Source organism: Desulfosporosinus shakirovi (genome assembly GCF_020595055.1).
Lineage (GTDB): Bacteria > Bacillota > Desulfitobacteriia > Desulfitobacteriales > Desulfitobacteriaceae > Desulfosporosinus > Desulfosporosinus shakirovi.
In genome coordinates this window covers 1-13,556 of the sequence record NZ_JAJDOO010000021.1, presented here as the reverse complement: position 1 = coordinate 13,556, position 13,556 = coordinate 1, and the positions used below count along the sequence as shown (strand labels likewise).

Genomic DNA, 13,556 nt, shown 5'->3' with positions numbered 1-13,556 from the left:
AGGGCATCTCCATAGATGGCTAGATGCCCTAATGGCAATCCGCCGTGATGACCGATTAGTTATACTTTCTGCCTGGCAAAAACAAAAAGGCGCTTTGAGTACTCTTGCGAGTATCCCAAAGCGTCTTTGCTTTGCCTAGATGTATAACCTATGAGGTTTCGGTTGTGCACAACCTTATGTTAGGTATTCTAGCATAAAGGACAAACCAATTACAATACTTTCTTTTTATGAATCTTGTATACCTACGGAAGGCAGAGATCAGAAGCCAGAGGCCAGAGACCAAAAATCGGAAGTTAGACGTCTTCGAATCTCATTGGACGAACAGCTTTTTGATAATTTTATTAGCGGTTTCAACGAGTATAGTTCGTTAATACTGACATGATGAGGGGGTTATAGACAAACTCCAAGAATAAAAACAGGATGAACCCCACAATTCCACCAATCATCGAGCCGTTGATCCTAATCCATTGTAAATCATTACCCGCTTTATCCTGTACAAACTGATTGAGGTCCTGATCCGTGTACGCTGCCAGTGTCTCCCTCACCATGAGTCCAATCATGTCATGTTCATTTTTGATTACGCGACATAATGTATCCACGATGAACGAATTCACCTTATCCCTAAGGGCTTTATTTTCCTGAATGCTAACCCAATATTTTTCCAGATAGAAGTGTAACATGCACTGCAGAGCATTTGGCTCCGAAGTTAGTGACGGAGAAGTTGCGGTGTTGATGGCCGTCTCTATGACAATTTCTAAAAAGTCCTCGAAGAAATGCTCTTTCAAAAGATCATCTTTCCAGCGTTCTATCTGGACTTCAAACTCTGGATCTTGAGCGAATGCCACTATTTCACCCATTAAATTATCCCTTAAAGTTACGCGCATAGGATGGTTTTGATCCTTCAATTTGCGCAAAGTTAGAAGCAACTCAACTTGCAAGGCATCGGCTGCTTCCTCCAGGTTTAATCCATCTGACATCTCTACAAAACCTAGTAGGGTACGGAATATTGACCCTCCGTTGCTTACCTTTTCTTGCTTTATCTCCTCGAGGTATCGGAGAATAACTTGCCTTGTTTCCCCTTGGGAAGCTTTATCCCACAATCCTTCTGCCAACTGATCTAATCCTTGATCCATATAGCCATGGTGCAGTGCCCATCCGCTCGCAGCCTCAACCTTGGGGGCTAAGTGCCAAGTCTTAGCATTTTCTCGAAGATACATAGAAAGTTTCTTTGCTAACTGGTCCGGAGATTGTCTTTCTATATAACGCTGAAGGTAAGGAGTTAATTTGTTCGTAAGATATACTGAACCGCCTTCCTTTTTAACATAGTTAACAAGGGATTCAATAAAGGGAACTCCTTCGATCTTCTGTCGAATCAGATCAACACGTAATAGCTCCGATTGCACCATGGACGCAACTGCTTCTATGACCTTTTCCCTGTTTCGCGGGATTAGCGCAGTGTGAAAGCCCCATCCCAGCGGCTTCTTGAAAATTGCAGTTACTGCAAACCAATCGGCGATTCCGCCGACCAAGGCTGCTTCTAAGACGAAATACACTAGCCTGATCCCAAAGTTATGCGGATTAGAATGTTCTATGACTGCTGCACCTATAAAAAGGATAAAAACTGCAGTCAAAACGAGATTCGCCTTTTTCTGATAATTCATGACTGCAACACCATCCCAAGCAAGTAAATGAGCATTCCAGCTAAGCCGCCAACGACTGAGCCGTTAATTCGAATCATTTGCAGGTCATTTCCGGCTTTATCCTCAATCAGCTCAACCAGCTTCTCATCTGTCAAAGGATCCAGCCCTTCGCGGACTATGCGTCCGATGGCATTGTGATGGTATATAATCTGTTTTTCAAGGATACTTTTTACCTCTTCATTGACTTTCGCCCTGAAATCTTTATTATGTTCAATCTTTTTAAGATACCCCTGCCAGTTGTCCCTTAAATTTACGAGCAGGTGCTCAGTCACAGAATAGGACTTCTCATTGCTTGTCCCTAATGAACCTGCAATTACTTTTTTTGCATCCAGGGCTTCCAGTTCCCCATCCAAAACTTTGATAACAAAGATATCCAGACGCTCTTGAAGCGAAGTCTTTGTTTTGAGTTCCAAGACAAACTGGAGCAAGGATTCCTTGAGCCATTGTACGACGGTCCCGTCCTGTAATGCCTTTCTGACCTTTTCTTGCAGGCCATGCGCCAGCTCAGCAGGCGAAGGAAGGAGCTTCCCAATCATTTTACGTGTGGAATTGTTTTCTTCATACCTTGTTAAGGCTGCTTCCATCATATTCTTGAGAGTATCTTGAACGACAGTTTGATCTACAAATTCAGTGATTGCCCGACAAACAACCGTCAAGACCCCATCGATATCTCCATGTTCTATTGAAAACTCGAGGACTTCTGCCAGAGTTTGAGATAGCTTTAAATCCTTTATGTTTTCTTTAAGCAACCCCTTAATCTGCCCCCTGAGTACTTCCGGTTCCCGATGGTTCCAGATATCCTGTACGGTATTGGCAAGCATAAGATTCACAGTTTCCTGGACTTCCCGTTCCTGAAAGACTCGAATCAGCACTCCGGAAAAATCCCATGCGGACAGTTTACGTCTAAGTATGTCTTGAGAAAACAATTCCTGTTGCACCATATCTGCTAAGGCTGTAAAAATTCGTTCTCGGTTCTGCGGAATAATCTCAGTACGCACGACTTTACCCGGCCGAATACCCAGCGGCCGCCGAAAAAGGGCCGTTACCGCAAACCAATCGGCAAGTCCCCCTATCATTCCTGCACTGCATCCACTTGAGATGAGCCCACCAACAAAACTGCCTTGTAGATAAAATGGATAGCTCACTAAAAAACCTAGGGTAATTCCTCCCAAGGTTAGGTTGGCACTCTGAGTATTATTTCTTTTCGTCATTTTTTTCACCTGCATCAAACATTATGAGGAAGTTTCTGTTTCTTTGTCCTCTCCCTACCTATTCTAGCCTATTTTTTATTCCTATGCCAGTAGCCTTAACCTTTGGATCAATTTACTTCCTGTAAAACAGATCCAAAGTAACCTTAGTGCTGCTTCTGTCCACAGATTACAGCTAAACAAAAAGTGATTTTACTCTCTAAATTAGAGCATCTCCATAGAGGCCGGAGGCTGTAACTGACTGGTATCAACGACTTCGGCTCAAATAAAGTGTACCCTATAGGCTTGACCTTTTTCAACCGCCTCTCTATAGGGTACACTTTGAAAATCTTTAACAGTGCTTGAGTCTCTTTACATTGTTGGCGACCTTATGCCTCGTTAGGGACTATTCATAGACCTTCTCTTCCATTAAATGTGCGTTTTCAGCATCTTCCTCGATTGCTCGATGGTTAGACATCTGGGTTTTTAATTCCTTGTAATATTCGTGCTGAATAATGAGATCCATCACTTCATTCGTGCCCGTCCAAATCATGATCAATCTTGTATCCCGCAAAAGCCTTTCTACTGGGAACACATTCGTATAGCCAATCCCCCCCATGATCTGCATAGCATCGTTAACGACGGCCCAGGCTGTACTGGTGGCAAATTTTTTGGCCTCAGAGACTAAGCGTCTGCCTTGGGCCGCTGGCACTCCTGAGTCAATAGCTCGAGCAGTCGTGTAGACTAAGGCGCGTGCAGCGTCTAAACGAGTGATGGAATCAGCAACTTTGAAACTCACTGCTTGGAAATCTTTGATCGTGTGATTAAAAGCCTTGCGCTTGGTACTGTAAACTGAAGCTACTTCCAGAGCTGCACGGGCCATGCCTAAGGCCCCAGCCGCACTTGTCATTCTTTCCGGAATCATCATTTGATAGAAAATCTCAGCGGCTCCGTTTTCTTTACCCAAAAGGTTCTGACGAGGAATCCGTACATCCTTAAAGACGACACGCCCTGCTCCGCCACCTCTGGTCCCCATTAGTCCGTACACATGCCCGACTTCTACGCCCGGACCCCTGTCTACGATGAAAGCACTCATGCTTTCATGGGATTTGCCCTCAGGATTGGTCTTGGCATATACCATAAAGTAGTCTGCTCCTTCAGCACCGACCACAAACCTCTTTTGGCCGTTAAGTATAAAATCCTCCCCATCTCGTACCGCAACTGTGGTGGCACCAAAGAAATCCGATCCGCCCCGAGGTTCGGTCAGCGCCTCGGCGGTGTAGATTTTCCCTTCTAGAGTGGGTTTTAAGTAGCGTTGTTTTAAGTCTTCCGAACCAAAACGAGCGAGAGCTTCCCCAACGATAGAAGGCAACGAGTAAAGGCAGGCTAGACTGGTACCTAAAATCCCGATTTCCTCTAAAACTCCGACTTCATCAACCCAGTTGAGCCCCCGACCGCCATACTCTGGGGCAAAACGCAAACCTAAAAGATTTGCTTCTCCAAGATCTTTAATGTATTCAACCGGATAAACCACTTTCTCGGCATCCATATCTAAAATCAATTGCTTGGGGACCTTGTCTTTCACAAAGGCAATTGCCTCGTTTTGCAGTTCTTTTTGGGCGCCGGTCAAAAGAAAATCGAACATCATTCTCTCCTCCTTGTTGATGGTAGATTTATTTGACTAACTTATTTGTCCGTTGGCAGGTCATTTTCTTTATGACGTTATTCCTCTGTACATTTCTTCATTAACTCTGTAAATTGCTGATGATAGTCTAGTAATTCTGCTTTAAGCAGGGTGAGTTCTTGGATTTTCTCCTCAAGCTCCTGCAGGCGCTTTTCTCCATAGGCCACTGCACGTTCCAACTGGAGACCCTCTGTACGATCAATATCATAGAGATTGATCATTTCCTTAATTTCACTCAGAGAAAACCCCAACCTTTTACCTCGAAGAATTAACTTTAAGCGAGCTCTCTCTCGTGCCCCATATAACCTCTGGCTCATTTTTTCGTGGTGTACTGGGGTCAACAAGCCCATTTCCTCGTAATAGCGAATAGTCCTCGGTGTAATTAGAAATTCTTCTGCTAAATTCGAAATACTCACGAGTGGCTGTTCAACAACCAAAAAATGCACTTCCTTTCAGACTATTAGGGATTACTATTACGAATATTCTGACACCCGTTTACGTCAACGTCAAGTCCTTTATTTTAAATACCACGTTCCTCATTAATAATTTTTAAGAATTTTTTATTTTATCTCCTACGGTCAAACTCTGTTTTTAAACTTACAAGGATTCCTTCCAAACTATACGTAAATCTTGGAAAACTGGGAACTATAAAAGAAGCTCCTCAAAATAGAACCTTACTAAAGGAGGATTCCATGAGCAACAACTCTCTAATTAAAGATCCTTATCAACTGTTGGATGACTATATTGACAGCCTCCCCTACAAAAAAGAAAATCTTATTTTAATTCTCCACCATGCTCAAGGACTTTTTGGCTACCTGCCCGACAAGGTGCAATGGCATATTGCACAGAAATTGGACATCCCCTCAGCCAAAGTCTATGGCGTTGTGAGCTTCTATTCATTCTTTACCATGAAGCCCCGTGGGCAACACGTGGCGAACGTTTGCATGGGCACCGCCTGTTTTGTACGAGGTTCTGAAAAATTACAACAGGAAATCGAGAGTCAGCTAGGGATTAAAACCGGGCAAACTACAGAGGATCATCTTTTTTCCTTAGATTCTGTGCGTTGCATTGGGGCGTGTGGCTTGGCTCCTGTCATAACAGTGGATGGAAAAGTCCACGGACGTTTAGAGAATACCGAGGATATTAAACAGGTTTTTGCCAAGTATCGCTCGGAAGCGACACCCGATGCACAAAGCGAGATATCTAGCGTCGAACCTATACAAGACGTGAAGCACGCCACGTGAAACAATTTTTCGGGCCGCGATACTTAAAAGTCGCAGACTTCAGTTCGGACTTTGAAACTTGGGCTTAAGACTTCGAAGTACGAACTTCAGACCTCGAACTTCAAACTCGCGCCTCGAACCTCGACTAAAGGAAGGAACGTCATATGAAACTCAATGACACCGCTGCGCTGAATGCCCTAAAAACCGAGAGCCTGACTCTTCTTGAAAATCGGCGTATTGCTAACCCACTAACGACTATGGATGCCCAAGGCAAACCGCGGCATATTATGGTTTGCGGAGGAACCGGTTGCCACGCTTCAGATAGTCCTGAAATAGCAAAATTACTAAAAGAAGAACTTGACCGGCGCGGATTATCTGATCAAGTTGAAGTGCTCCAAACAGGTTGTTTTGGGTTTTGTGAAAAAGGGCCAATTCTTGAAATTCACCCCGATAATACCCTCTATGTAGATGTATCCACCAGCGATGTAGCTGATATTGTTGAGGAACACTTCGTTCAAGGGAAGCAGCTTGAACGTCTTCTCTATATTGACCCTAACACAGAACAGCGTTTTGCTGCCGACCTCCCCTTCTATCATAATCAACTTCGTATTGCCCTCCGCAACTGCAGCTATATTGCCCCTGAAAACATTCGTGAATATATCGCTGCCGATGGCTATCAAGCCTTAGCCAAAGTCCTTTTTACGATGACCCCTGATTCAGTTATTGAAGAGATAAAAAAAAGCGGCCTCCGCGGGAGAGGCGGCGGCGGATTTCCCACCGGTGTAAAGTGGGAACTTACGCGTCAGGGCGAGGCTAAACAACGCTATATTATTTGTAATGCTGACGAGGGGGATCCCGGGGCTTTTATGGACCGCTCGATCCTCGAAGGCGACCCCCACAGCGTGTTAGAGGCGATGCTCATAGCAGGCTCAGCCATCGGATCAACTCATGGATTTATCTATATCCGTGCGGAATATCCACTGGCTATTCACCGTTTAGAAATCGCGATCACCCAAGCTAGAGAGTATGGATTGCTTGGAAAAAAAATCCTAGGCAGCGATTTTTGCTTTGATGTAGAAATTAAATATGGAGCAGGCGCCTTTGTGTGCGGAGAAGAGACTGCCCTTATTCATTCCATTGAAGGTGCTCGCGGTGAACCTTCGGTTAAACCCCCTTTCCCCGCTCAGGAGGGACTGTGGGGCAAACCCACCTGTGTCAATAATGTGGAAACCTTTGCAAATATCACCTCCATTATTTTAAGAGGAGCGGACTGGTTTTCGAATATCGGAACGGAAAAAAGCAAGGGGACTAAGGTTTTCGCCCTAGCTGGAAAAGTTAACAATGTAGGACTTGTAGAAATCCCTATGGGAACGACCCTGCGTCAAATTATTTTTGATATTGGCGGGGGGATCAAACATCATAAGACCTTTAAAGCAGCGCAAACCGGCGGACCCTCTGGCGGATGTATTCCCACCAAATATTTGGATACCCCCATTGACTACGAATCGTTGATCTCCATCGGTTCTATGATGGGCTCTGGGGGATTGATTGTTATGGATGACAGCGATTGTATGGTCAATATTGCGAAATTCTTCCTCGAATTCACAGTGGACGAGTCTTGCGGTCGGTGCACCGCCTGTCGGGTCGGCACAAAACGTCTTCATGAAATCCTGACAAAAATTACGGAGGGCAAGGGAACCTTAGACGATTTAGACAGTTTGGAAAAACTGAGCAAAATCATTAAGGATACCTCACTTTGCGGACTTGGGCAAAGTGCGCCTAATCCCATTCTCTCCACTTTAGAATATTTCAGGGACGAATATCTGGCCCATATAGTCGATAAATCCTGTCCGGCTGGAGTTTGCAAGAGTTTACTGAGGTATAAGATCACTGACAAATGCAAAGGGTGTACTCTTTGCACTAAACATTGTCCAGCCAACTGCATTTCCGGCTCTGTCAAAGAACCGCACGTTATCGATGAAGAACGTTGCCTCAAATGCGGGGCATGTATGGAAAAATGCCGATTTGGTGCCATCATTCGCCATTAAGTTACCCCTATACCCTGCTTATTAGAATGCGTGGGCATAAGTGCAACTAGGCGGCCGCTTCGCATGCTGCAAGAAGGCTAATTCGTTCGAAGACTGTGTCTTCGTGAGCGCCAGCCAAGTTTTCTTTAAAGGAGGACTCCGTTATGGATATTCAACTAACAATCAACGAAATATCCCTTACCGTTCCGGATGGAATGTCCATTTTAGACGCTGCTCGAACTATAGATATCGATATTCCAACCTTATGCTACCTCAACCTGCATGAGATGAGATTGAATAATCACATTGCTTCCTGTCGTGTCTGCGTGGTCGAAGTAGAGGGCCGCCGAAATTTAGCCCCTGCCTGTTCCACTCCAGTATTCAATGGTATGGTCGTTAAAACGGATACCTTGCGAGCTGTCCAGGGCAGGCGGACCATGGTGGAACTCCTGCTTTCCGATCATCCTAAGTCATGTTTGACCTGTCCCAAAAACCTGGATTGTGACCTCCAATCCCTGGCAGCGGATCTTGGAGTGCGAAATATTACCTATGAAGGAGAAGAATCTGAGTTTGCAATCGATAAATCCAGTTTAGCTATTATTCGCGACCCTAATAAATGCATTCGCTGTCGCCGCTGTGAAACGATGTGCAACGACGTTCAAACGGTTGGCGTATATTCTGCAGTGGGACGGGGTTTTGAAACAGTGGTTAAAACCGCCTTCGACTTACCTCTGCACGACACCTCTTGCACGTTCTGTGGACAATGTGTAGCCGTATGCCCTACTGGGGCCTTGATGGAACTTGATCAAGTAGATAAGGTGTGGAAAGCCCTCCATGATCCGACTCGTTACGTTATTGTAGAAACGGCACCTGCTGTACGGGTCGCTCTCGGAGAAGGATTCGGACTGGAACCGGGAACGATTGTGACCGGCAAAATGGTTGCCGCCCTCCGCAGGCTTGGCTTTGACCGTGTCTTTGATACGGAGTTCGGGGCTGATGTGACGATTATGGAAGAAGCTACTGAGCTGATTCACCGCATAGAACACGGCGGGCGTCTGCCGATTCTCACCAGTTGTTGTCCTGCATGGGTCAAATTCTTTGAGCATCAATTCCCGGATTTATTGGACATTCCCTCAACCTGTAAATCTCCTCATGAAATGTTAGGGGTCCTGTCCAAAAGCTATTATGCCGAGACTTATGGGATCGATCCTCAAAAAATTACCGTTGTCTCGATTATGCCTTGCATTGCCAAAAAATACGAAGCGGCCCGCCCAGAGCTGGGGCAAGATCCGGTCACTCCTGATGTGGACATCGTCATCACAACCCGCGAACTTTCGCGCATGATCAGGGAGGCCGGGATTCACTTTGATCACCTAAAAGATGAAGACTTTGATCATCCTTTAGGGGAATCAACAGGTGCAGCTGTGGTTTTTGGAACTACCGGCGGCGTCATTGAGGCGGCCTTGCGAACTGCCTACGAGTGGTTGACGGAAAAACCCTTGGAGAACGTGGAATTCGAGTCTCTTCGGGGGATGGATGGAATCAAGGAAGCTGTCATTCCGATTGGAGAGCGTGACTTTCGAATTGCCGTTACACATGGTCTGGGGAATGCCCGAACCATTCTGGAAAAAATACAATCAGGTGAACGTCATTATGATGCCATCGAAATAATGGCCTGCCCCGGTGGATGTATCGGAGGCGGAGGTCAACCTTATCACCATGGAAATATAGAAATACTGCAAGCCCGTGCCAATGCCATCTATCAAGAAGACCGCTCCAAGCCTGTGCGCAAATCCCATAAAAATTCTGCTGTCCTTAAGCTTTACAACGATTTCATTGGCGAACCCTACGGAGAAAAAGCCCACCAACTACTCCATACCAGTTTTACAAAGCGTCGAAAGATCTAGAGCTTCCTTCCCTACTATTTCTTAATGTTAAAGGTTATGATAAACTCTGTAGAGTAAAATTTTAAAGAAGTGGTGGGAATATGCAACACGAATTCTCTAGGACAGAGCTTCTGATTGGCAATACCGGTCTGGAAAAGCTTCGTAAAACCAGTGTTATGATATTTGGAATTGGAGGGGTAGGTTCTTTCACTGTGGAAGCCCTGGCCCGTGCCGGTATTGGCCATTTAATCCTAGTCGACTTTGACGATATATGCCTTACAAATATTAACCGACAATTACACGCTCTCCGCTCTACTGTGGGCGAAGCGAAAGTCGAGGTCATGAAACGGCGAATTCAAGAGATCAACCCGACAGCTCAAGTGGAAACCATCAAAGAGTTCTATTCGGCGGCAGATGCGGAGCGCTTTCTTGATCGAAAGCCAGACTATGTTGTTGATGCCATTGATACTGTTTCCAGTAAAGTCAGTTTGGCTAAAGAATGCTTACTGCGCAAAATCCCCTTTATCTCCAGTATGGGAGCAGGAAATCGCCTTACTGCCGAAAATTACAGAGTTACTGACCTTTCTAAAACCAGCGGGGATCCACTAGCTAAGGCCATGCGCAAATTGCTGCGCAAAGAAGGAATCACTAAAGGAATTAAGGTCGTATTTAGCCCCGACCTGCCGCTTACTCCAATCTCCTCTGACGATGACTGTCGAACAAATTGTATCTGCCCAAGGGGGGAAGCCCACTGCGCTGAGAAACGCCAAATTCCAGGAAGCATTTCCTTTGTTCCACCTGTTGTTGGTCTGCTTATTGCCGGGGAAGTTATTCGGGATTTACTTAATACCAAGATACTTGCTTAAATTCAGATCTTATTAGAAAGCACTGAAGTCTTAGGTCGCTTGTCTTGACTTACCATAGTCTTGAATAGGAGAAAGAATACTCCGATATCAATAAGGATATCTCCAACACTAAACATTTGTTTTTTTAATCCTAGGATATCCAGATAGAAACGATCTGCTAAGAAACTCAGGTGAGTCATCGATGTCATTAAACCATGGGTACCCTGTCCCTCCAGCAATGCTTTGCGGCTCTCCTCTGGAAGGAAGAATCGATCCACCGGCATTACTCCTCCGTTTACACCAATTACGATAGTGTTAAGTAAAATCCCCAGGGTAATCCAACTCATACCTGGGCATGTTCTGTTACGCCATGTGAAAAATAGTAATAAAAAATAGGACCCTGTACCAAGTGACTGAACCAGCCAACTTGAGTCTAGTCCAACTTCTCTGACAGCGGCCCAGTAGAGACCACTTTGTATTATAAGGGCAACCGGGACCAGCCAAGATTCCCTTAAAACGAGCTGACCTAAGCGGTTAATTTTCCCTCCCCATAACAGACTTATTATTAATGCCAGAATTAAAGCTTCTATGAGCATACTTCACCTCTTGAGTAGAAATTAAGCAATTTGCACGTGTTCCACATTAACCCTTTGGACTACCTCGTCCGTAACCACATTGCAGAAAACTTCTACAATTTTTGGATCTAATTGTGATCCTGCTACCCTTTTTAACTCGGCAATAGCCTCACCATGAGTACGCCCTTTGCGGTAACTGCGATCCGAAGTAATCGCATCATAGGTATCGGCAACAGCAATGATCCGCGATTCCAGTGGAATCTCTTCCCCTCGGATCCCATCTGGGTATCCTTTTCCATCAAACCGCTCGTGATGATGGCGAACTACTTGTCCAATATCAAATAGGAATTTAATACCTTTGATAATCGTTTGCCCAATCACGGGATGGCTGCGAATAGCCTCCCACTCCACCTCTAGAAGTTCCCCTTCTTTATTTAAAATTACTTCGTTGACTCCGATCTTACCAACATCGTGTAAGGCTGCAGCATATTTAAGAAATTCAATTTTTTCTTCACTCATTTCAATTCCTTCTGCAACAGCGACTGCCAACTTACCTACCCTTGCAGAATGCCCGCTGGTGTATGTATCCTTAGCCTCTAGCGCCTGGACTAAGGCTTCGACTGTATTGAGATAGTTTTCCCGCATATCGATGTAGAGTTGAAAGGCATGACGAGAAATTAAAAGTGGGATAAAGAGAAGAAAAAGTCCTAGTGGACCCCAATTCTTATAGAGCAATGCCAACAAAAAGCCAAGAGGAACGAGTGCCATAAAGTTAGGTAGGGCCCACCGAAAGTTAACCATCCATATGGACAAAGGGGCTTTATTTGATAGGAGCCCTAATACTAAAGCAACAATGGTCATATTTATTATCAAATAAATAACCGCTGCAACAACATAAATCAGAATCGATTTTACATCAAATTGAAACGAAAAGATTTTAGCAAAATAGATAACAGCATACGCCGCAGTTAAGGACAAGACATATTGAGATGCGTTAAAAACCCTTTTATATAAGGGTTGTTCAATTGCAACCTTTCCAAAAATAAACAGTCCAGATAATGCCATTGCTGTCAATGTAACTCCCAAAGGAAATAAGATTAGCGAAGAAAGAAAGATCGAATAACTTACAGTTACATACCCTCCTTTAGGTAGGGCAACTGGCAAAGATTCACAAGCAATGGCAAGCATCCCGAAGATTAAAAGATTAATTAATTGTTCAATAGTCCAATTTGTGTTAAAGATGTTCCATACTAAAATAACTGTAGCAGAGGTAGTTATCACAGAAAAAAATAGTTTAAACTTCTTCGACGATCTTTCCATAAGCCACCTCAAATATTATTCTGGCCGACAACTTACAACTTAGATTTTATGGTCATGCCCAACGGCGAAAACCTTGTTATATTCTACTTTATACGTTCTACCACCGAAAGGTTGCGCCACCGGCGAGTACGAGAGTAACGAGAACAGAGATTGCTTTTAATAATTTGCTCATTGCGGTAAACCTCCTTGATTTTTTTATCAAAGGGACAGTTCTACCGCTTCGCTATAGTGAATAAAACAGGTGTACTCCCCGATCTAAATTGTTAAGTGGCCGACCAAATCTTGCAAAAATAATTGGAACTGAGGAATTACAGTTTGCGATTAACTGCGTCAAGAGTTGCCTTACCCACAGTTTCCCGATCATCATTTTTGACAATGGCACATCCGGTAAGGGATTGTTCACCCGCAGAGGCAATTAAAGTTATGGAAACTAACGCAATATGTTGCTTTGCTAGCTGTATAATTCCAACATCTTCAGTAACAAATAAAAGTCCGGACTTGAGCGGTTCAAGTGCTTTAAGTGTAGCCTCAACAAACAGACGCAGTTTATTATGAGACGAGGACGGCCCTTCAGCGAGCCCTTCTAGAAGAGTATCTCCTTTTAACATTTCCACTTTAACTTCTGCCATTCCATTGACGGTTCTGAGTGTCACCCCAACTAATTTAGGCCGATTCGGCACCTCTATTACAGAGTTCCCTTTTTCGAACATTTTATCTCTTTAACAGTTCTTGCTTCCCGTATTTCAATGTCATCCTCATTTCAAAAAATATTAAGGTCCCCTTTACTGATGGTTCAGTAAAGGGGACCTTAAAGGACTTCTGAAGTTTTTATGCCATAAACATTTTTACATCCTCTTCAACAGTGGAGATGCCTGCAATACCAAAGTTTTCAACTAAAACTTTAACCACATTCGGAGACAAGAAACCCGGAAGGGTTGGGCCTAAGTGAATGTTCTTTACACCTAAATGGAGCAGTGCCAGTAACACGATAACTGCCTTTTGCTCGTACCAAGCAATGTTATAGGAAATAGGCAGTTGGTTAATATCATCAAGCCCGAAGACTTCTTTGAGTTTTAAGGCAATCACAGCTAAGGAATAGGAATCATTAC

Annotated in this window: 11 protein-coding genes and 1 pseudogene; 4 read left to right on the top strand and 8 right to left on the bottom strand. The window is 44.3% G+C overall.

Annotation, left to right across the window (positions count from 1 at the left end; translation table 11 throughout):
• Nucleotides 1-350: 350 nt before the first annotated feature.
• The 4 genes from LJE72_RS16830 to LJE72_RS16815 form a co-directional block, all read right to left on the bottom strand.
• Nucleotides 351-1,661 carry a DUF445 domain-containing protein gene (locus tag LJE72_RS16830; protein WP_229249016.1) on the bottom strand — a complete coding sequence of 437 codons (1,311 nt, stop codon included), beginning with the start codon at nucleotides 1,659-1,661 and terminating at the stop codon, nucleotides 351-353.
• Nucleotides 1,658-2,911, bottom strand: coding sequence for a DUF445 domain-containing protein (locus tag LJE72_RS16825; RefSeq protein WP_229249014.1), 1,254 nt, complete (start codon nucleotides 2,909-2,911; stop codon nucleotides 1,658-1,660). Before LJE72_RS16825 ends, LJE72_RS16830 begins: the two co-directional genes overlap by 4 nt.
• 382 nt (nucleotides 2,912-3,293) lie before the next feature.
• Nucleotides 3,294-4,532, bottom strand: coding sequence for an acyl-CoA dehydrogenase family protein (locus LJE72_RS16820; protein WP_312038940.1), 1,239 nt, complete (start codon nucleotides 4,530-4,532; stop codon nucleotides 3,294-3,296).
• A gap of 77 nt (nucleotides 4,533-4,609) precedes the next feature.
• Complete coding sequence (locus LJE72_RS16815) at nucleotides 4,610-5,008, bottom strand: MerR family transcriptional regulator (RefSeq protein WP_229249012.1); 399 nt, start codon at nucleotides 5,006-5,008, stop codon at nucleotides 4,610-4,612.
• A gap of 255 nt (nucleotides 5,009-5,263) precedes the next feature.
• On the opposite strand from LJE72_RS16815, the gene LJE72_RS16810 reads away from it, so the two are divergent.
• From LJE72_RS16810 to LJE72_RS16795, 4 genes are all read left to right on the top strand, one after another.
• Nucleotides 5,264-5,815 carry an NADH-quinone oxidoreductase subunit NuoE family protein gene (locus LJE72_RS16810; protein WP_229249011.1) on the top strand — a complete coding sequence of 184 codons (552 nt, stop codon included), beginning with the start codon at nucleotides 5,264-5,266 and terminating at the stop codon, nucleotides 5,813-5,815.
• Nucleotides 5,816-5,958: 143 nt separating this feature from the next.
• Nucleotides 5,959-7,842, top strand: a complete 1,884-nt coding sequence (locus LJE72_RS16805) for an NADH-quinone oxidoreductase subunit NuoF (RefSeq protein WP_229249010.1) — start codon at nucleotides 5,959-5,961, stop codon at nucleotides 7,840-7,842.
• A 143-nt stretch (nucleotides 7,843-7,985) separates the two neighbouring features.
• Nucleotides 7,986-9,728, top strand: coding sequence for an NADH-dependent [FeFe] hydrogenase, group A6 (locus LJE72_RS16800; protein ID WP_229249009.1), 1,743 nt, complete (start codon nucleotides 7,986-7,988; stop codon nucleotides 9,726-9,728).
• 80 nt (nucleotides 9,729-9,808) lie between these two features.
• Entirely contained in the window at nucleotides 9,809-10,573 is a 765-nt protein-coding gene (locus LJE72_RS16795) for a tRNA threonylcarbamoyladenosine dehydratase (RefSeq protein WP_229249008.1), read from the top strand.
• Nucleotides 10,574-10,575: 2 nt separating this feature from the next.
• On the opposite strand, the gene LJE72_RS16790 is transcribed toward LJE72_RS16795, so the two are convergent.
• The 4 genes and pseudogenes from LJE72_RS16790 to LJE72_RS16775 form a co-directional block, all read right to left on the bottom strand.
• A complete protein-coding gene (locus LJE72_RS16790) occupies nucleotides 10,576-11,148 on the bottom strand; it encodes a DUF5317 domain-containing protein (protein WP_229249007.1) in 573 nt (190 codons plus the stop codon).
• A gap of 21 nt (nucleotides 11,149-11,169) precedes the next feature.
• Nucleotides 11,170-12,447: an HD-GYP domain-containing protein gene (locus LJE72_RS16785; protein WP_229249006.1), complete on the bottom strand. Its 1,278-nt coding sequence runs from the start codon at nucleotides 12,445-12,447 to the stop codon at nucleotides 11,170-11,172.
• Between the two features lie 308 nt (nucleotides 12,448-12,755).
• Nucleotides 12,756-13,157 carry a hypothetical protein gene (locus tag LJE72_RS16780; RefSeq protein ID WP_229249004.1) on the bottom strand — a complete coding sequence of 134 codons (402 nt, stop codon included), beginning with the start codon at nucleotides 13,155-13,157 and terminating at the stop codon, nucleotides 12,756-12,758.
• A gap of 118 nt (nucleotides 13,158-13,275) precedes the next feature.
• A pseudogene (locus tag LJE72_RS16775) lies at nucleotides 13,276-13,556 on the bottom strand (hydroxylamine reductase); the annotation flags it as partial.

Bases quoted from the DNA above. Each gene is read 5' to 3' on its own strand.
- LJE72_RS16830 (WP_229249016.1), bottom strand. From the start codon at position 1,661: ATGAATTATCAGAAAAAGGCGAATCTCGTTTTGACTGCAGTTTTTATC.
- LJE72_RS16825 (WP_229249014.1), bottom strand. From the start codon at position 2,911: ATGACGAAAAGAAATAATACTCAGAGTGCCAACCTAACCTTGGGAGGA.
- LJE72_RS16820 (WP_312038940.1), bottom strand. From the start codon at position 4,532: ATGTTCGATTTTCTTTTGACCGGCGCCCAAAAAGAACTGCAAAACGAG.
- LJE72_RS16810 (WP_229249011.1), top strand. From the start codon at position 5,264: ATGAGCAACAACTCTCTAATTAAAGATCCTTATCAACTGTTGGATGAC.
- LJE72_RS16805 (WP_229249010.1), top strand. From the start codon at position 5,959: ATGAAACTCAATGACACCGCTGCGCTGAATGCCCTAAAAACCGAGAGC.
- LJE72_RS16800 (WP_229249009.1), top strand. From the start codon at position 7,986: ATGGATATTCAACTAACAATCAACGAAATATCCCTTACCGTTCCGGAT.
- LJE72_RS16795 (WP_229249008.1), top strand. From the start codon at position 9,809: ATGCAACACGAATTCTCTAGGACAGAGCTTCTGATTGGCAATACCGGT.
- LJE72_RS16790 (WP_229249007.1), bottom strand. From the start codon at position 11,148: ATGCTCATAGAAGCTTTAATTCTGGCATTAATAATAAGTCTGTTATGG.
- LJE72_RS16785 (WP_229249006.1), bottom strand. From the start codon at position 12,447: ATGGAAAGATCGTCGAAGAAGTTTAAACTATTTTTTTCTGTGATAACT.
- LJE72_RS16780 (WP_229249004.1), bottom strand. From the start codon at position 13,157: ATGTTCGAAAAAGGGAACTCTGTAATAGAGGTGCCGAATCGGCCTAAA.